At 73.5% G+C, this 16,632-nt stretch carries 17 protein-coding genes; 9 read left to right on the forward strand and 8 right to left on the reverse strand.

The features are described 5' to 3' along the window. Positions 1-14: 14 nt before the first annotated feature. On the forward strand, positions 15-1,100 hold the full coding sequence (locus tag ACL06G_RS14220; RefSeq protein ID WP_412835973.1) for a S1 family peptidase: 1,086 nt from the start codon (positions 15-17) through the stop codon (positions 1,098-1,100). 112 nt (positions 1,101-1,212) lie between these two features. Here ACL06G_RS14220 and ACL06G_RS14225 read toward each other — a convergent pair whose 3' ends face one another. Continuing rightward, positions 1,213-1,950, reverse strand: coding sequence for a GntR family transcriptional regulator (locus tag ACL06G_RS14225; RefSeq protein WP_412786141.1), 738 nt, complete (start codon positions 1,948-1,950; stop codon positions 1,213-1,215). A gap of 115 nt (positions 1,951-2,065) precedes the next feature. On the opposite strand from ACL06G_RS14225, the gene ACL06G_RS14230 reads away from it, so the two are divergent. Together ACL06G_RS14230 and ACL06G_RS14235 are read left to right on the forward strand one after the other, a co-directional pair. After that, positions 2,066-2,935, forward strand: coding sequence for a (2Fe-2S)-binding protein (locus ACL06G_RS14230; RefSeq protein WP_412786142.1), 870 nt, complete (start codon positions 2,066-2,068; stop codon positions 2,933-2,935). Positions 2,936-3,079: 144 nt separating this feature from the next. Further along, positions 3,080-4,201 carry a DUF2637 domain-containing protein gene (locus ACL06G_RS14235; RefSeq protein WP_412786143.1) on the forward strand — a complete coding sequence of 374 codons (1,122 nt, stop codon included), beginning with the start codon at positions 3,080-3,082 and terminating at the stop codon, positions 4,199-4,201. Positions 4,202-4,279: 78 nt separating this feature from the next. On the opposite strand, the gene ACL06G_RS14240 is transcribed toward ACL06G_RS14235, so the two are convergent. The 7 genes from ACL06G_RS14240 to ACL06G_RS14270 all read right to left on the reverse strand — a co-directional run bounded on the left by ACL06G_RS14240 (position 4,280) and on the right by ACL06G_RS14270 (position 12,337). Beyond that, positions 4,280-5,740: a protein phosphatase 2C domain-containing protein gene (locus tag ACL06G_RS14240; RefSeq protein ID WP_412835974.1), complete on the reverse strand. Its 1,461-nt coding sequence runs from the start codon at positions 5,738-5,740 to the stop codon at positions 4,280-4,282. Positions 5,741-5,894: 154 nt separating this feature from the next. After that, the gene (locus ACL06G_RS14245) at positions 5,895-6,377 is read right to left on the reverse strand and encodes a methylated-DNA--[protein]-cysteine S-methyltransferase (protein WP_412786145.1); all 483 of its coding nucleotides are present in this window, start codon (positions 6,375-6,377) and stop codon (positions 5,895-5,897) included. Next, entirely contained in the window at positions 6,377-7,927 is a 1,551-nt protein-coding gene (locus ACL06G_RS14250) for an AlkA N-terminal domain-containing protein (RefSeq protein ID WP_412835975.1), read from the reverse strand. The genes ACL06G_RS14245 and ACL06G_RS14250 overlap by 1 nt, the downstream gene beginning before the upstream one ends. Then, on the reverse strand, positions 7,917-9,074 hold the full coding sequence (locus tag ACL06G_RS14255; RefSeq protein ID WP_412786162.1) for an MFS transporter: 1,158 nt from the start codon (positions 9,072-9,074) through the stop codon (positions 7,917-7,919). Before ACL06G_RS14255 ends, ACL06G_RS14250 begins: the two co-directional genes overlap by 11 nt. A 53-nt stretch (positions 9,075-9,127) precedes the next feature. After that, positions 9,128-9,745 (reverse strand): hypothetical protein, encoded by a 618-nt coding sequence (locus tag ACL06G_RS14260; protein WP_412786147.1) that lies wholly within the window; start codon positions 9,743-9,745, stop codon positions 9,128-9,130. A gap of 127 nt (positions 9,746-9,872) precedes the next feature. Then, the gene (rsgA, locus tag ACL06G_RS14265; protein WP_412786148.1) at positions 9,873-10,979 is read right to left on the reverse strand and encodes a ribosome small subunit-dependent GTPase A; all 1,107 of its coding nucleotides are present in this window, start codon (positions 10,977-10,979) and stop codon (positions 9,873-9,875) included. 227 nt (positions 10,980-11,206) lie between these two features. Beyond that, entirely contained in the window at positions 11,207-12,337 is a 1,131-nt protein-coding gene (locus ACL06G_RS14270; protein WP_412786149.1) for a YihY/virulence factor BrkB family protein, read from the reverse strand. A gap of 58 nt (positions 12,338-12,395) precedes the next feature. Here ACL06G_RS14270 and ACL06G_RS14275 point away from each other — a divergent pair, with 58 nt between their 5' ends. The 6 genes from ACL06G_RS14275 (at position 12,396) to cysC (ending at position 16,584) form a co-directional block, all read left to right on the forward strand. Continuing rightward, positions 12,396-12,968 carry a GNAT family N-acetyltransferase gene (locus ACL06G_RS14275; protein WP_412835976.1) on the forward strand — a complete coding sequence of 191 codons (573 nt, stop codon included), beginning with the start codon at positions 12,396-12,398 and terminating at the stop codon, positions 12,966-12,968. Positions 12,969-13,082: 114 nt separating this feature from the next. Then, positions 13,083-13,166 (forward strand): putative leader peptide, encoded by an 84-nt coding sequence (locus ACL06G_RS14280; protein WP_412786163.1) that lies wholly within the window; start codon positions 13,083-13,085, stop codon positions 13,164-13,166. 197 nt (positions 13,167-13,363) lie between these two features. After that, on the forward strand, positions 13,364-15,061 hold the full coding sequence (locus tag ACL06G_RS14285; protein WP_412786151.1) for a nitrite/sulfite reductase: 1,698 nt from the start codon (positions 13,364-13,366) through the stop codon (positions 15,059-15,061). After that, on the forward strand, positions 15,058-15,264 hold the full coding sequence (locus ACL06G_RS14290; protein WP_412786152.1) for a hypothetical protein: 207 nt from the start codon (positions 15,058-15,060) through the stop codon (positions 15,262-15,264). Before ACL06G_RS14285 ends, ACL06G_RS14290 begins: the two co-directional genes overlap by 4 nt. After that, positions 15,261-15,998, forward strand: coding sequence for a phosphoadenylyl-sulfate reductase (locus ACL06G_RS14295; protein ID WP_412786153.1), 738 nt, complete (start codon positions 15,261-15,263; stop codon positions 15,996-15,998). The genes ACL06G_RS14290 and ACL06G_RS14295 overlap by 4 nt, the downstream gene beginning before the upstream one ends. 40 nt (positions 15,999-16,038) lie before the next feature. Next, a complete protein-coding gene (gene cysC, locus ACL06G_RS14300) occupies positions 16,039-16,584 on the forward strand; it encodes an adenylyl-sulfate kinase (protein ID WP_412786154.1) in 546 nt (181 codons plus the stop codon). The last annotated feature ends 48 nt before the right edge of the window (positions 16,585-16,632 follow it).

Here is a 16,632-nt window from a genome sequence, read left to right on the forward strand (position 1 = left end):
CAGACACCCCACACATGGAGGAACGCGTGAAGGTCAGCAACTCTGCCTCCGCACGTGTCAAGTCCCGCAGCAAGAGCATCGCGGTCGCGGCGACCGGTCTTGTCGCCGCCGCCGCCCTGACGGCCCCCGGCGCCTCCGCCGCTCCGGCGGACGCGCCGACCACCTCCGAGGCCAGGATGGCCGCCGCCCAGGACGCGTCCGGCCTGGCGAAGAAGCTCGGCGACGCCCGGACCGGCGGCGCCTACATGGGCGACTCCGGCAAGATGGTCGTCACCATCACCGACCAGGCCGACGCGAGCACCGTCCGCAAGTCCGGCGCCGTGCCGAAGCTCGTCGAGCACAGCCAGGCGGAGTTCGGCCAGGCGGCCAAGGCGCTCGAGAACAAGGCGAACATCAAGGGCACGGCCTGGTCCGTCGACCCGACGTCCAACACCCTGTCCGTGCAGGCGGACAGCACCGTGGACGCCAAGGAGATGGCCAAGCTCCACAAGGTCACCAAGCGCTTCGGCGATGCGGTGACGATCGAGCGCACCTCCGGCGAGTTCAGCAAGCTCGTCCAGGGCGGCGACGCCATGTACACGAGCTCCTGGCGCTGCTCGGCGGGCTTCAACGCCTACCTGAACGGCACCTACTACATCATCACCGCCGGCCACTGCACCGAGGGTTACCCCGACTGGCAGAACATCGGCCCGACCGCCGCGTCGAGCTTCCCGGGCGACGACTACGGCGTCATCCGCAACGACTACAGCTCGACCCCGGGCGTCGTGAACCTCTACAACGGCTCCACGCGTGACATCACCGGTGTCGGCAACGCCTACGTCGGCCAGTACGTCCAGCGCAGCGGCAGCACCACCGGGCTGCACAGCGGCTACGTCACCGGCCTCAACGCCACCGTCAACTACGGCGGCGGCGACGTCGTCTACGGCATGATCCAGACCAACGTCTGCGCCGAGCCCGGCGACAGCGGTGGCTCCATGTTCGCCGGCAACACCGCCATCGGCATGACCTCCGGCGGCAGCGGCAACTGCTCCTCCGGCGGCACCACCTTCTTCCAGCCGGTCACCGAGGTCACCAACACCTACGGCCTGCAGGTCTACTGACAGGCAGGCAGGACACCCCACCGCAGCGACGGCGTCCGCGAACGCCCGACACGGCGGTGACCTCCACCTCGCACAGCGGCGGCCCCGGCCCTCCGGCCGGGGCCGCCGTGCGTCATCGGCTTCCGGCCCCCGGACGGCCTCCGGGAACGAGGTGGTCGCGCAGCACACGCTCCGCGGTCACCGCGTCCCGTGCGCACAGCGCGTCCAGCAGCGCCACGTGCTCGGCCGCCGCCGGGACCAGCCCTGCCGTCCGACGGCTCCCCGCAGCGGGCTGCGCACCGGCGGCTCGACGCTGCACGTCCTCCGCGAGATCGGTCAGCCGACAATTGCCCGACGGTTCCAGCAGGGCACGGTGGAAGGCACGGTCGGCCTCGGCGTACTCCACCCGGTCCCCGGCCTCGGCCGCGGCGACGGTGCGGTCGGCGAGCGGCCGGACCGCCTCCCACGTCGCCGGGGGCCGAGTGCGGCACAGCCGCAGCACGACGGGGAGTTCGAGCAGCAGGCGCACCTCGGCGAGTTCCTCCGCGTCACGGGCGCTGTGCTCGACGACGCGGAATCCGCGGTTGGGAACGGTCTCGACGAGTCCTTCGCTCGCGAGCTGCTGCATCGCCTCCCTGACCGGGGTGGCCGAGACGCCGTGGCGCTCGGCCAGCGCGGGGGCCGAGTAGACCCGGCCGGGCGCCAGGTCGCCGGAGAGCAGCGCACGGCGGAGGTCCGCCAGAACCTGCGCACGCACCGAGTGGCGCTGCGGGCCCCCGTGTGGTGGAACGCCCGAGGAGGGGGTCCCACCCGTGCCGGGACGCGGCAGGCGGAGCGTCTCGGCTGCGGCCCCCGTGCGGACCTGCTGCATCTGTGCCTCCTCGTGTCGAGCAGCACGATAGGCGGCGACGCCGGATGAGCACATCCCGGGCTTCGGGTAAGGTAAGGCTTACCTGTAATCAATCATCGGCTCGGAAGGTCCCCGGATGCCCGTGCCCGCACCCGTCTCCAGCCCGCCCGCGGCCTCGGCCGGAGCACCCGCTCCGAGCGCCACCCCGCTGACGCCGGCCTACACGCGCTTCGCCGAGGTGTTCCCGGCCGTCCGGATCAGCGAGCACCTCGAACTCCCGCGGGGCGGCGGCTGGGTCACGGCGGCGGACCTCGCGGGCTCGACCGCGGCCCTCGACGCCTACCTGCGCCCCGAGGCGGAACAGGTACTCGGGGAGCACGCCCGTCCGGGCCGTCCGGACGTGATCGCCACCTTCGCGTTCCACCGGTACGCCTGGCCCGTCTGCCTGCTGGTGACCCTCCCCTGGTTCCTGCACCGCCGGGTACCGCGCCTCCCCCTCGACGGCGTGGCCCTGCACCGCGAGCGCGGCCGCCTCGCCGTGCGGGCCGAGGGCTTCGCCTGCCTGCCGGGGGACCCGGCCGCCACCCTGCCCCGGGCACGGGCGGTGGCCGACGAGGCCGCCCTGGCGGCGGAGGTGCGCAGCGCCGTCGCCGACCACCTCGCCCCCGTTCTGGAGGGGTTCCGGCCCCGGATGCGCCGCGGCACCCGGGCCCTGTGGGGCCTGGTCACGGACGAGATCACCGAGGGGCTCTGGTACCTCGGCCACCTGCTCGGCGAGGAGGAGCGGGCCAGAAAGGAGGCGGAACTGCTGCTGCCGGGTGCCACGGATCCGTTCCCGGGCGGTGCCGCGTTCCGGACGCTGACCGGCCCCGCCGGCCGGCCGCTCACGACACGGGACCGGGCGTCGTGCTGCCTCTACTACACGCTCCGCCCCCAGGACACCTGCGTCACCTGCCCGCGGACGGGCGACCCTGAACGCGTCGCACGTCTGACCGGCACTCGCTGAAGCGTTCCTTTCCCGGTCGCCCCGACGACGGTCCCCGCCGCCCTTTGGCGTGCTCTTGCCCCGAAACCGCCTGCGGCGCTCCCCGGCTGGTCCAGGATGCCCGCACCACCGAAGAGGCACGGCGAAGGACACGAGGGGCGCCCGATGACACTGACCGACTTGACGCCGAACTGGGTGCTGGTGTGCACGGTGCTGCTCGTCGCCGGCCTCGTGGCGGTCTTCCTCCTGGCGCGTGGACGGCGGAAACGGGAGGACGGCGCACCCGCGGACTCCTGGGAGCGGATGGAGCAGCGGCGGCGGCGCAAGGAGACCGTGTACGCCATGGCGTCCTATTTGCTGCTGTTCTGCTGCGCGGCGGTCGCTGCCGCGCTGTCGTTCCACGGGCTCGTCGGGTTCGGACGGCAGAATCTGAACCTCTCCGGCGGCTGGGAGTACCTGGTGCCGTTCGGACTCGACGGCGCCGCGATGTTCTCCGCGATGATCGCGGTCCGGGAGGCCAGCCACGGTGACGCCTCCCTGGGGTCGCGCCTGCTGGTCTGGACCTTCGCCGCTGCCGCGGCCTGGTTCAACTGGGTCCACGCGCCGCGCGGCGACGAACACGCCGGCGCTCCGCAGTTCTTCGCCGGAATGTCGCTCTCCGCCGCCATCCTGTTCGACCGCGCGCTGAAGCAGACCCGGAGGGCAGCGCTCAGGGAGCAGGGACTGGTACCCAGGCCGCTTCCGCAGATCCGTGTGGTGCGGTGGCTGCGTGCCCCGCGCGAGACCTTCCGCGCCTGGTCGCTGATGCTGTTGGAAGGAGTCCGCTCGCTGGACGAGGCGGTGGACGAGGTCCGCGACGAACAGCGCCGCCGCGAGGAGGACCGCAGGCGGCGCAAGGAGCAGGACAAGCTGGAGCGGGCGCGGCTGAAGGCGCTCAACCGCCAGCACCGGCTGTGGGGGCGGAGCAGCGGGAACGCCTCGCCGCTGGAGGTGGAGATCGGCGCCCCGACGTCGTCCGCCCCGTCCGGTGACGCGGCGGCACGGAACCGTCCGGCCCTGCAGCCTGCGGCCCTGGACGTCGAGGTGGAGGAGGAGGCGGCCGGGGTGGCCGGAGCTGAACCGCGGCCGCCGGGCCCGCGCAGCCCCGCGGACGACCGGGCCCCGGGCGACCACACGGAAGCGGAAGCGGAGTCCGGAAGTTCCGACGAGTCGCTGAGCAGCCAGGCCAGCCCGCGGTTGGACAGCCTGGAGGAGAAGCTGCGCCAGATCGAGAAGCAGTTCGGCTGATCCGCTCCGGAGCGGGCGACCGCTCCACGCCCGTTCCGCGCCGACTGCGCCCCGACGGCCGGTCGCGCCCCGCACCCGTCAGCGCGGGTCGGTGTCCCAGATCGCGACCGCCGTACGGTCCACTCCCTGCCCGGGCTCCGGGTACTGCACATCCGTCAGGAAGTGCGCGGGGTCGGGCGGTCCGCACTGTTCCGACCAGGCGGCCGCCAGGTCGTCGGCGCATCCGGTCGGACCGCGCAGCGGCTCCGCGAGGCCCTCGCCGCAGAGCAGCAGCAGATCTCCGGGGGCCGCGGTGAGGGTGCGGAAGCGGAAGGCCGGGTGGGCCGGGGGGCCGGGCTCACCGCCCTGGGTGGCGTCGAGTCCGCGCGGCGGGGGCAGGAGCGCGGTGGACTCCGCCGGTTCCGCGGGGAGCTCCTCCACCGGCGGAGCGAGATCCGTCCAGGCGCCGTCGCGGAGAAGGAACAGGGCGCCCGCGCCGGCTCCGAAAGCCACCCGGTTACGGCATCCCGGGTCGGTCGGCACGAGCAGTGCGCACAGGTCGGCGTGGTAGGCGTCCGGGGCATGGCCGAGTGCCGCCGCCTGGGCCCGCAGCCGCCCGTAGCAGCGGTCGGTGAGCCGTTTCAGGCCGCCGCTCAGCGCGGCATCGCGGGCGTCGGCGATGTCCTCGGCGAGCCGGGCCCGACTGCGCCCCACGGCCTCTCCGAGCGACCGGCACAGATCGCGGGCGGCCCGACGGCCGGCGGGGGCGTCGCCCGCGGCGGCCGCGACCGCGGCGAAGAGCAGGCCGGAGTCGGCGCTCCCGAACCGTGCCGTGAGCACGGTCTCGGCGCGCGGATCGCCCCGCAGCCGGGAGGACCCGCCGCGCGCGGACACCGCCCGCACCACCAGGTGCCCGTGGCGGGCGCCGTCGAGCACGGTGTCGGGAACGAGGTCCGCGACGGCTTCCGGCGCCACGTCCGCGGACGGGCCGGGCTCCGGCAGCGCCCCACGACGGGCCCGCCCCGGATCCGGGGCGGGCCCGTCGTGGGGCCTCCTCGCACCGAACGCGCCACGCAGGCCGCTCCGCCGTGACCGGACCCGGCCCGCCTCCTCCCCGGCACCGGTGGCCGATGACGGGCGCTCACGCCCGGGTGCGATCCCGGGAGTGGGGCGTACCGGCTCGCGGAGAGCCTCTCCCGCCCCGACCCGCCCCGTCGCGGGCGGCTCGGCGTCGTCGGGATCGCCGGTGCCGAACAGCCGGTCGAGCCACTCGGGCCGGTCCGGCGCACCGCCGGCGGGGGCGGGGGAGGCGACCGCTTCCGTGGCCGGATCGCCCGCGCCCCGGAACGTCTCTCCGCTCCCGCTCTCCGCGCCGGGACCGTGGGCGTCGTCCCCGACGGCGGGCGGGACTCCCAGCACCCGGGCGGAGGCGAACCGGTCGTCGAGCGTGTCGCCGTCGGCGGAGCCGCCGGTGTCCGGCGCACCCGGCTCGTACAACCGCGCCCACCAGTCCTGCTGCGCACCCGTCCCGGGCACGTGCCGTTCCCCCTGCTCGCTCATCCGCCCATTGTCGTCCCCCTCCGCCCCGGGGGAAGCCTCCGCGGGACAGGACCACCCGTCCGGAGGCCGCCGCCGGGCAGTTCGTACGACCGCACGCCGGCCACCGCCACGTACGCACCCGGCAGGGACGTGCCGCACGCGCTGCCCGAGAGGCTCACGGCAACGACACGCCTTCGAGGGCGAGAAGCGTCCTCTTGCGGGCGAGGCCGCCGGCGAACCCGGTCAGGGAACCGTCGGCCCCGACGACACGGTGGCAGGGATGCACGACGGTCAGCGGGTTGGCCCCCACGGCCCCACCCACCGCTCTGGCGGCTCGGGGGTCGACGCCCGCCATCCGGGCCACCTGTCCGTAGGTCGCGGTCGTCCCGTAGGGAATGCGGTCCAGCGCAGCCCACACGCGTTCCCGGAAGGCCGTGCCCCGGGTGACGTGCCGGAGGTCGAACTCCCGCAGCTCCCCCGCGAAGTAGGCGTCGAACTGCTCCCGGGCGCCCCGGTGCGCCTCGTCGTCGCGCCGCCATCCGGGGCCGACGGTCGGAGCGCCCTTCTGTCCCGGCACGGAGACCAGGGCGAGCACCTCGCGCTCCGGTCCGGCCAGCAGCAACTCCCCGAGCGGAGAAGGGTGGGTGGTGTACAGCATCAGGCGTTCTCCTTGGCGGATGCGGCGTTCCAGAGGTGGTGGACGGCGTAGCTGCGCCACGGCCGCCAGCGTTCGGCGTCCCGGGGGGAGGCGCCCAGCGCGGCGAGGCCGTGGCGCACTCCCGCATCACCCGGCAGGAAGACGTCGGGATCGCCCAGGGCCCGCATCCGTACGTAGGCGACGGTCCACGGGCCGATGCCGGGCAGTGCGCGGAGACGCTGTCCGGTCCCGTCGCGGTCCGCTCCGGGACCGAGGTCGATCGTCCCGTCGGCCACGGCGGTGTCGAGGGCGCGCAGGGTGTGCTTGCGGCTGCCGGGCATGCCGAGTTCGGTGAGCGGGGCGGAAGCGAGCGCCCCCGCCTCGGGGAAGAGGTGGGTCAGTCCGCCGTCCGGGGCGGGCAGCGGTTTGCCGTACGCCCGCACCAGCCGCCCGGCGAGGGTGCGTGCCGCCGCCACCGAGACCTGCTGCCCGAGGACGGCGCGGACGGCCGCCTCGTGGCCGTCCGCGGCACCGGGCGAGCGGAGGCCGGGTACGGCACGGGTCGCCGGGCCGAGTACCGGATCGCCGTCGAACCGCGCGGCGACGGCGTCCGGGTCGGCATCCAGATCGAACAACCGCCGCACGCGCTGCACGGCGGTGGTGAGGTCGCGGAGGTCGGTGAGCTTCAGCCTGACGTCGAGCCAGGTGTGGCTGCCCGACGCGGTGGCGCCGGTGCGCTCGTCGGCCTCCAGCACGCCGGCGCCGTGGACGAGCGCGAGGGTCCGCCGGTAGGTGCGCCGCGGTGCGGTGCCGAGGACCTCCTCGACGCCGGGGACGGCGCGGCGCGCGAGGAAGTCCAGGGCCTCTCGGGCCGCGAACGGACCCCGGAAGGCCAGGCGCAACGGAATCCCCGAGGCGCCCTCGGCCTCTGAGGAGGAGGCGACGACCGCCCCCGGGCCCCCGCCGCGGGCGGCCCGCAGCCCGCTGGGGGTCGTGCCGTGCAAGGCGCGGATCGTGTCGTTGAACTGCCGCACGCTGCTGAAGCCCGCGGCGAAGGCGATGTCGGTGACGGGCAGGCGTGTGGTCTGCAGCAGCACCCGCGCGGTGTGGGCACGCTGGGCACGGGCCAGAGCGACCGGGCCGGCACCGAGTTCGGCGGTGAGCTGGCGCTGGACCTGGCGGGCGCTGTAGCCGAGGCGGGCCGCGAGTCCCGCGACGCCCTCCCGGTCGACCACCCCGTCCGCGATCATCCGCATCGCGCGGCCCACGGCGTCGGCACGGGTGTCCCATTCCGGCGATCCCGGCACGGCGTCCGGCCGGCAGCGGCGGCACGCCCGGAAGCCTGCCTGCTGGGCGGAGGCCGCGGTGGGGTGGAAGCGCACGTTCTCCCGCCTGGGCGTCACGGCCGGGCAGCTCGGACGGCAGTAGATCCCGGTACTCGTGACGCCGAGGAAGAACACGCCGTCGAACCGCGCGTCCCTGCTGCGTACCGCCTCGTACCTGCTGTCTTCCGTGGTCACGTCGTCCAGTGTGCGCTCCGGAGGGGGGCGGTACCGGCGGTCATCGGACATGACCGTCGGAGGGCCGGCGGCGCAGCAGGAGGCAGGCGGCGCACCCGTACGGCAGGGCGGCGCAGGCGAGCAGCAGCCCGGGCGGGGACCACGCCGACCCCAGTCCGTGCAGGGCGAAGACCAGCACGGCGACCACCTCGGAGCCGACACCGGCGATCGAACCGACGGTGGCCCGGGTCCCGTCGGACAGGCGGCTCTGCAGACGCGCCTCCGCGGTCGTGGCCGCCCAGCGGGCGATGCCGTAGGCGACCGCGACGAGGCCGAACGCCGCGGGCCGGCCGTTCAGTCCCGCGAGCACCAGGAGGACGGCGGAGACCAGCAGCGCCGGTCGGAGCAGGCGCCGTCCGCGGCCGGCGTTCCACTCGCCGACGGCCGCGGCCGCGGTGACGAGCAGGATCAGCAGCGGCACGGTCGTGACGGCGATACCCGTGGAGGCTGCGAACAGCGGGAGGAACTCGTCGTAGGCCAGTGCCCCGGTGAGCACGGCTGTCAGGAGGACGGCACGCCGCACGGCGGGGACACGGCGCGCCTCGGCGAGGCCGCGCCGTAGCAGCCGCCCGAACGGTTCGGCGGCCGTGTGCTCCGCCTTCGGCGCCGCGGCGGACGTCCGGTGCTCGGGGAAGGTGTGCGCCACGGCCGCGCCCGCCGCGCAGGCGAGCACGCCGGCGGCGCCGACGGCCGTGTAGCCGCCCACGGCGAGGACCGGTGCTGCCGCGGCGGTCGCCACGAGCTCCCCGGCTGCCCCGCAGGCCCGTGCCCGCCCCATGTGGCGGGCGTAGCGGTCCGCCGTGCCGAGGAACGCCAGTTCCTCGTGCACCAGGGCCTCCAGCGTGCCCGAGCGCAGTGCGCTCCCCGCCCCCCACAGGACGAACCCGGCGGCGAAGGAGCCGTAGGACGGCAGCACCGTCCAGAGGGCGAAACCGGTGCCGGACAGGACCGGTCCGAGCACGAGCAGCCGGCGCCGGGAGAAGCGGTCGGCCCAGACGCCGGAGGGGATCTCCAGGAGGAATCCGGTCAGCGACCACAGGACGAAGAGCGAGGCGATCTCGGCGCCGGTGAGTCCCGTCCGCGCGAACAGCAGCGCGTAGACCGGGTACAGGAGGATGCAGTCCTCGAGAAAAGCCGAGGCGTACAGCGTGCGGACCAGCCGCTTCCCGGCCGGCGAGGCGGGTGCGGGTCAATGTCGTCGGCTCATGGGGTTCAGCGTACGCCGACCGCCCCGTCCGCGGGAGTGGTCCTCGGCAACCGCTGCAGCAGGCCCCAGGTGAACTCGGCGGTGACGTGGTGCGGCCGCCCCGAGTTGTCGGGGGCGGTGAACGCCAGTCCCCACCGGGTGGGCGCGGACCCTTCGAGCGGCCGGGCGGGGGCGAAGGCGCGGGCCGCTTCGTCGACCGTGCAGGACCAGGGCTCCAGGTCCTGCACGGTACGCAGCGCGGGGGCCGGTGTCCCGGGGGCCCGGACGAGCCACGCGTTCCACACCTGTGCCGTGCCGGGACCTGCGGTGAGGATCTCGAAGCGCAGTTCCGGCCAGAGCGGGACGGGCCACGCCACGGCACGGCAGACGAGGTCGCCCACGCGGCGCTCGGCATCCGACTCCGGAGTCCCCAGCACGGACCGGTACCGCGCGGCGGCACCGCGTCCGCGCGGCGCACGGACCATGGCCTGCCAGCGACGGTTGGCCTCCCGCATCTGCGCGCGCGAGGCGTCCATCTCCCGCAGCGCTGCCTCGACCCGGACGGGCTGGAAGTCCGCCATGCGGCGCAGCAGTACGAGTTGGAATTCCCTCGGCCCGAAGGGTCCGCCACGGTCTGCAGCCATGGGGGAGAACCTTAGCGCTGCGACCGGAAAGGCTCACCGGCTCGCGGCGCCCGGCACAGCACTGGCCGAAGAACCCAGCCCGAACCGGCAGGCCCTCCCCCGCCGGTCCGCCGGCGGAACCCCGCCCCTACGGCCGGTGTCCTCGGCGCTTGTGCTCGGCCGCGCGGCGCCCGTGGGCCCGGCGCTGCTTGGCCTGCTGCTTCTGCTCGTTGCGCAGTCGGACGTCGGTGCGGGCCGCCAGGTACGCGTTCTCGCGGAGCAGCTTCCGGTAGCTGTCCAGGCGGCGCTCCGGGAGCGAGCCGTCCTCGGCGGCGGCCGTGACGGCGCAGCCGGGCTCCGACCGGTGCGCGCAGTCCTGGAAGCGGCAGGTGCGGGCGAGTTCCTCGATCTCGGAGAACGCGTGGTCCAGACCGTGTTCCGCGTCCCAGAGGCCGACTCCGCGCAGGCCGGGGGTGTCGATGAGGACGCCGCCACCGGGCAGGGGCAGCAGGTCGCGGGTGGTCGTGGTGTGGCGGCCCTTTCCGTCGCGGTCGCGGACGGCGTACACCGTCTGCGTGTCCTCGCCGAGCAGAGCGTTCGCCAGGGTCGACTTGCCGGCCCCGGACACGCCGAGCAGCACGGTGGTGCCGCTTCCGGCCACGGCGGCGCGAAGTCCGTCGATCCCTTCTCCGGTCCTGCTGCTGACGGTCAGGACGGGCACGCCGGGGGCGACACCGCGGCAGTCCTCGGCCAGGTGGGAGAGCGTGGCCGCTTCCGGCACCAGGTCGGCCTTCGTGAGGGCCACGAAGGGCGCGGCTCCGCTTGCCCAGGCCAGGGACACGAAGCGTTCCAGCCTCCCCAGGTCCGGGTCGGCCGCCAGCGGGACGGCGATGACGGCGTGGTCGATGTTCGCGGCCAGGACCTGGCCCTCGGAACGCTTGGAGGAGGTGGAGCGGAGGAAGGCCGTGCGGCGGGGCAGGACGGCCTTCACTTCGGGACGGCCGTCGTCGCCGTCGCCGACCGCCGCCCAGTCGCCCGTGGTCAGGGAGTTCACGGGGTCGCGGGTGGCGACGGGGCCGGTGCCGGCGCGGCAGGTGCCGTCGGCGGTGAGGATGTCGCACCCGGCGCGGTGCACGCGCACGACACGGGCGGGCAGGAGGCCTTGTGCGGCGTAGGGCGCGAAGGCGGCGGCCACCTGTTCGTCCCAGCCGTAGCGGGCGAGCGGGTGCGGGTGGTGCGCGAAGGATTCGTTCACGACAGGGGATGGCCCTTCGGAAGGGTGATCCCGGGGAACGTTCCGTCAGGCCGGGATCACGAGGGAATGGGTGCGCTTCGGGACGTGGGCACTGCCCACCGGGGGAACAGTCGTCGTCACGGCGTCTCACCTCCCTGCTTCCGTGATGGGGCGAACGGACCTGTGCAGGCTAGCCGGGCCGGCGGTCCGGCGCCAGGCGTTTTCCGCGGGCGGTCCGGCCGTGCCCGCTACGCGTCGTCCCCGGTGCGGCGGCTGCGGGACCTCAACCGGGAGCGCACGTCCCCGGGCGGGAGGAACCGCGTCCAGCGCTCGGGGAATTCGGCGGGCGGGTCCGTGTCGCCCTCGCCCTCCGCCTCGCGCATGGCGCGCCGCGCCTCGGCGGCGGCGACCATCTCGGCGGCGGCCTTCTCGCGGGCGTCCTCGGAGACCCGGCGGGCGGCCGCGGTGGCGACGGACGGCCAGACCCGGTCGATGGCGGCGTTGACCGCCGCGCCGACCAGTACGGCGAACGCGGAGATTCCGATCCACAGCAGGACGGCGACGGGGGCCGCGAGCGACCCGTACAGGGAGGGCCCCTCGACCGTGTTGGTGAGGTACACGCGCAGCAGGGCGCTGCCGACCACCCACATGACCAGTGCCACGAGGGCGCCGGGGATGTCCTCGCGCCACGGCGACCGCACCGGGACCGACACGTGGTAGAGGGTGGTGAGGAACACGATGGACAGCAGCAGGACCGTGGGCCAGTAGAAGACGCTCACCAGCCACTCTGCCTCCGGCAGCAGGTGCCTGACGGCCTCCGGGCCGGCGACGGTCAGCGGCAGCGCGACCATGCCGATGACGAGGGCGACGACGTAGAGCACGAAGGCGAGGAGCCGGGTCCTGATGATCCCTCGGTGGCCGTCGAGGCCGTACATCACGGTGATGGTGTCGATGAAGACGTTCACCGCCCGGGAACCGGACCACAGGGCGAGCGCGAATCCGATGGAGATCACGTCGGGGCGGCCGCCGCGGATCACGTCGTCGATCAGGGGCCGGGCGACCTGGTCGACGCTGCGTTCCGACAGGACGGCGCGTGCGGCGGTGAGGAAGTTCCCCCGGATCGAGGCGATGGTGTCGGTGTCGAACCAGCCGTCGAGGTAGCCGATGAGGCCGATGAGGCCCAGGAGCAGGGGCGGGATCGAGATGAGGGTGAAGAACGCCGCCTCGGCCGCGAGCCCGAGGACCCGGTACTCCACGCAGGAGTTGACGGTGTCCTTGAGGAGGAGCCAGGCCATGCGCCGCTTCGGCACGTTGCGGTAGACGGCGCGCACTCGGCGCAGGGCTCCGTCGGAGCGTTCGGGAGGTCGTTCGGCGTGCACCTGCCCAACGTATCCGGCCGACGATCTCCGGGTGCCACCGGAATGGTGCAATGTGGCGATGCAGACCCTCACCGTCACCACCTGGTCGTTGGAGCAGACGTCGCCGCAGGACCTGCGTCCCGCCCGTGCCCCGGGTGCGGAGTCCGCCCTGCGGGTCGCCCGGGCGGAAGTGGCCAGTCCCGAGTTCAGCCGCTTCCTCTACACCGCGGTGGGGGTCGACGTCCGGTGGAGCGACCGGCTGCCGTGGACGCGTGCGCGGTGGCAGCAGTTCCTGGAGCGTCCGGCGGTGGAGACCTGGGTGGCCTGGGAGCGCGGAACGCCTGCGGGTTTCCTGGAGCTGGAGGGACAGGCCGAGGGGACCGTGGAGATCACCTACTTCGGGCTGCTGCCCGCGTTCCGGGGGCGGGGCATCGGCGGCCACCTGCTGTCCCACGGCACGGCGCGGGCCTGGGACCTGGCCTCCCGGTGGCCCCGGGACCGCGTTCCGACCCGCCGCGTATGGCTCCACACCTGCAGCAAGGACGGGCCGTACGCACTGGACAACTACCGGCGCCGCGGCTTCCGGATCTTCGGGACACGGACACGGACGGAGTCCGTGGGGCGGATGCCCGAGCTCTGGCCGGAGACCTGAACCCTCGTAGGCTCGGCACTGCGACCACCTGGCACTTCCCGGAATGCGATACCGATCCGTCCACATGACGGATGAAAGTGGACGCCCGGTGAGCGGCGTGTCAGGCTTTTCGCCATGTCTCGAGCTGGAATCGCCTTGGTGAGTCGACGCCACGTCGACCTCGCACGCGTGTCCAGCGCGATCTGTCCGACGGGCTGACAGTCGCAGCATCCGCAGGTCGGAGAGCCACCCCCATCGCCGCTGGTCCGGCACTCCCCTCTTCTCCTCCCGTTCCCGGGGCCGCTTCGCGCACGGCCTCCTGCGCCGCGCGCGCGGACCCGCCTGCGCTGCTCCCTCCGGAGTGCGCCGTGCACCGTATCCCGTTGCCAGCCCGCCCACCCGAAGGACGTTCCGCCATGGCCGACACCTCCGCACGCTCCGCCACCGCACCCACCCGCCGCAGAACGGGCCGCCACCGCGGCGAGGGCCAGTGGGCGGCCGGGCACCACACTCCGCTCAACGGCAATGAGCAGACCAAGAAGGACGACGACGGTCTCAATGTACGGACACGCATTGAGACGATCTACGCGCAGCGCGGCTTCGACTCCATCGACGGCGCCGACCTGCGGGGCCGCATGCGGTGGTGGGGCCTGTACACCCAGCGCCGCCCGGGAATCAGCGGCGGGAAGACCGCCGTGCTCGAACCGGAGGAACTCGACGACGAGTACTTCATGCTCCGCGTGCGCATCGACGGCGGGCGGCTCACCACCGCGCAGCTCCGGATGGTCGGCGAGGTCTCGCAGGAGTTCGCCCGCGGCACCGCGGACATCACCGACCGCCAGAACGTGCAGTTCCACTGGATCCGCATCGAGGACGTCCCGGAGGTCTGGCGCCGCCTGGAGTCCGTCGGCCTGTCGACCACCGAGGCCTGCGGCGACACCCCGCGGGTCGTGCTGGGCTCGCCGGTCGCCGGGATCGCGGAGGACGAGATCGTCGACGGCACTCCGGCCATCGAGGAGATCTCCCGCCGCGTCGTGGGCAACCCGGCCTATTCGAACCTCCCCCGCAAGTTCAAGTCCGCGGTCTCGGGATCGCCGGCGCTCGACGTGGTCCACGAGATCAACGACGTCTCCTTCGTGGGCGTGGAGCACCCGGAGCTCGGCCCCGGCTTCGACGTCTGGGTGGGCGGCGGGCTGTCCACCAACCCGAAGCTCGGTGTCCGGCTGGGGGCCTGGGTACCGGTCGAGGAGGTCGCGGACGTCCACGAGGCCGTCACCTCGGTCTTCCGGGACCACGGCTACCGGCGGCTGCGCACCCGCGCCCGTCTGAAGTTCCTGGTCGCCGACTGGGGCCCGGAACGGTTCCGGCAGGTCGTGGAGGACGAGTACCTGATGCGGAAGCTGGCGGACGGGCCGCCGCCCGCCGAGCCCGTGCAGCGCTGGAGGGACCACGTCGGCGTGCACCGGCAGAAGGACGGCCGGTACTACGTGGGCTTCGCGCCGCGCGTCGGGCGGGTGGACGGCGCCACCCTCACCAAGATCGCCGACCTGGCGGAGGCGCACGGCTCGGCGCGGGTGCGCACCACCGTGGAACAGAAGATGATCATTCTGGATGTGGCCGAGGACCAGGTCGAACCGCTGACGGCGGGCCTGGAGAGCCTGGACCTGACCACCACTCCCTCGGTGTTCCGGCGCGGCACGATGGCCTGCACGGGCATCGAGTTCTGCAAGCTCGCGATCGTCGAGACCAAGGGCCGCGGATCCCGGCTGATCGACGAGCTCGAGCGCCGACTGCCCGACTTCGACGAACCGGTCACGATCAACCTGAACGGCTGCCCCAACTCCTGCGCACGCATCCAGGTGGCGGACATCGGGCTCAAGGGGCAACTGCTCACCGACGCGAACGGCGACCAGGTCGAGGGGTACCAGGTGCACCTGGGCGGCTCACTCGGCATGGACGCCGGCTTCGGCCGGAAGGTCCGCGGCCTGAAGGTGACCGCCGACGAACTGCCCGACTACATCGAACGCGTCCTGCGGACGTTCCAGGAACAGCGCCAGGAGGGGGAGCGCTTCGCCCAGTGGGCGGCACGCGCCGACCAGGAGGCACTCGCGTGAGCGGGCGTGCCGCACCGTTCTACTGCCCGTACTGCGGCGACGAGGACCTGCGCCCCTCGGAGGGACGCCCCGGCGCACCGGCGGGCAGCGGTACGCCGTGGGAGTGCAGGTCCTGCAACCGCGCCTTCGCCCTCTCTTTCCTGGGTCTGCTGGCATCCGGCCTGCGGACCGACGACGACCCGGAAGGGGACCAGACGTCATGACCACGGCCCAGGAGCCCGCCGCAGCACTCCCGTCCGCCCGGCGGTACGGCAGGGACGAGCTCCGGCAGCTCGCCCTGGACGCCGGCCGGGAGCTGGAGGACGCGGACGCGCCGGACGTGATGCGCTGGGCCGCGGAGACCTTCGGGCACCGGTTCTGCGTGACCTCCTCCATGGAGGACGCCGTGGTGGCGCACCTCGCCTCCAGGGCGCTCCCGGGAGTGCACGTGGTCTTCCTCGACACCGGATACCACTTCCCGGAGACGCTCGGCACCCGCGACGCCGTCGCAGCGGTGATGGACGTGGAAGTGATCACGGTCACACCGCGGCAGTCCGTGGCCGAGCAGGATGCCCGGCAGGGCGCGCGTCTGCACGACCGTGATCCGGACCTCTGCTGCTCGCTGCGCAAGGTCCTGCCACTGCGGGACGGCCTGCACGGCTACGACGCATGGGCCACCGGATTGCGTCGTGAGGAGTCCCCGCTACGCTCACTCACGCCGGTCGTCGGTTGGGACGACCGGCGTGAGAAGGTCAAGATCGCTCCGATAGCCCGTTGGTCACAAGCGGATGTCGACCGCTACGTTTCCGAGCACGGCGTGCTCGCGAACCCGCTGCTGGCCGACGGCTACCGGTCGATCGGCTGCGCACCCTGCACCCGCAGGGTGCGTGAGGGCGAGGACGCCCGCGCCGGGCGATGGTCCGGCTTCGACAAGACGGAGTGCGGCCTGCACGGGTGACCGTGCGGGCGCCGGAACGATGAGTGCAGGGAGCAGGGGCATGAGCCTGACGGACGCGGGAGCCACGGTGTGGCTCACCGGCCTGCCCAGTGCGGGGAAGACGACGATCGCCCGCACGCTGGCGGACCGCCTGATCGGTGAGGGACATCGGGTGGAGGTGCTGGACGGCGACGAGATCCGCACGTTTCTGTCCGCCGGGCTCGGTTTCTCTCAGGAGGACAGGCACACTAATGTGCAGCGGATCGGGTTCGTGGCCGAGCTTCTCGCCTCCAACGGCGTCAAGGTACTGGTCCCGGTGATCGCCCCCTACGCTCACAGCCGTGAGGCCGTGCGCAAGCGCCATGAAGCGGCGGGAACCGGGTACCTGGAGGTGCACGTCTCCACCCCCGTGGAGGTGTGCTCCGAGCGCGACGTGAAGGGGCTCTACGCACGCCAGGCCGCGGGTGAGCTGTCCGGGCTCACCGGCGTCGACGACCCGTACGAGGTGCCCGCGAACCCGGATCTGCGGATCGAGGCGCACCAGCAGAGCGTTGAGGAATCAGCGAGCGCTCTCGAGAAGCTGCTCGCCGAAAGGGGACTTGCATGACGTCCGCGACCGTGGTGTCGGACGACACGGACAGCCCGTACGCGCTGT

The organism is Streptomyces callyspongiae (genome assembly GCF_047200695.1).
Classification (GTDB): Bacteria; Actinomycetota; Actinomycetes; order Streptomycetales; family Streptomycetaceae; genus Streptomyces.

Bases quoted from the DNA above. Each gene is read 5' to 3' on its own strand.
- ACL06G_RS14220 (WP_412835973.1), top strand. From the start codon at position 15: ATGGAGGAACGCGTGAAGGTCAGCAACTCTGCCTCCGCACGTGTCAAG.
- ACL06G_RS14225 (WP_412786141.1), bottom strand. From the start codon at position 1,950: ATGCAGCAGGTCCGCACGGGGGCCGCAGCCGAGACGCTCCGCCTGCCG.
- ACL06G_RS14230 (WP_412786142.1), top strand. From the start codon at position 2,066: ATGCCCGTGCCCGCACCCGTCTCCAGCCCGCCCGCGGCCTCGGCCGGA.
- ACL06G_RS14235 (WP_412786143.1), top strand. From the start codon at position 3,080: ATGACACTGACCGACTTGACGCCGAACTGGGTGCTGGTGTGCACGGTG.
- ACL06G_RS14240 (WP_412835974.1), bottom strand. From the start codon at position 5,740: ATGAGCGAGCAGGGGGAACGGCACGTGCCCGGGACGGGTGCGCAGCAG.
- ACL06G_RS14245 (WP_412786145.1), bottom strand. From the start codon at position 6,377: ATGCTGTACACCACCCACCCTTCTCCGCTCGGGGAGTTGCTGCTGGCC.
- ACL06G_RS14250 (WP_412835975.1), bottom strand. From the start codon at position 7,927: ATGTCCGATGACCGCCGGTACCGCCCCCCTCCGGAGCGCACACTGGAC.
- ACL06G_RS14260 (WP_412786147.1), bottom strand. From the start codon at position 9,745: ATGGCTGCAGACCGTGGCGGACCCTTCGGGCCGAGGGAATTCCAACTC.
- ACL06G_RS14275 (WP_412835976.1), top strand. From the start codon at position 12,396: ATGCAGACCCTCACCGTCACCACCTGGTCGTTGGAGCAGACGTCGCCG.
- ACL06G_RS14280 (WP_412786163.1), top strand. From the start codon at position 13,083: ATGTCTCGAGCTGGAATCGCCTTGGTGAGTCGACGCCACGTCGACCTC.
- ACL06G_RS14285 (WP_412786151.1), top strand. From the start codon at position 13,364: ATGGCCGACACCTCCGCACGCTCCGCCACCGCACCCACCCGCCGCAGA.
- ACL06G_RS14295 (WP_412786153.1), top strand. From the start codon at position 15,261: ATGACCACGGCCCAGGAGCCCGCCGCAGCACTCCCGTCCGCCCGGCGG.
- cysC (WP_412786154.1), top strand. From the start codon at position 16,039: ATGAGCCTGACGGACGCGGGAGCCACGGTGTGGCTCACCGGCCTGCCC.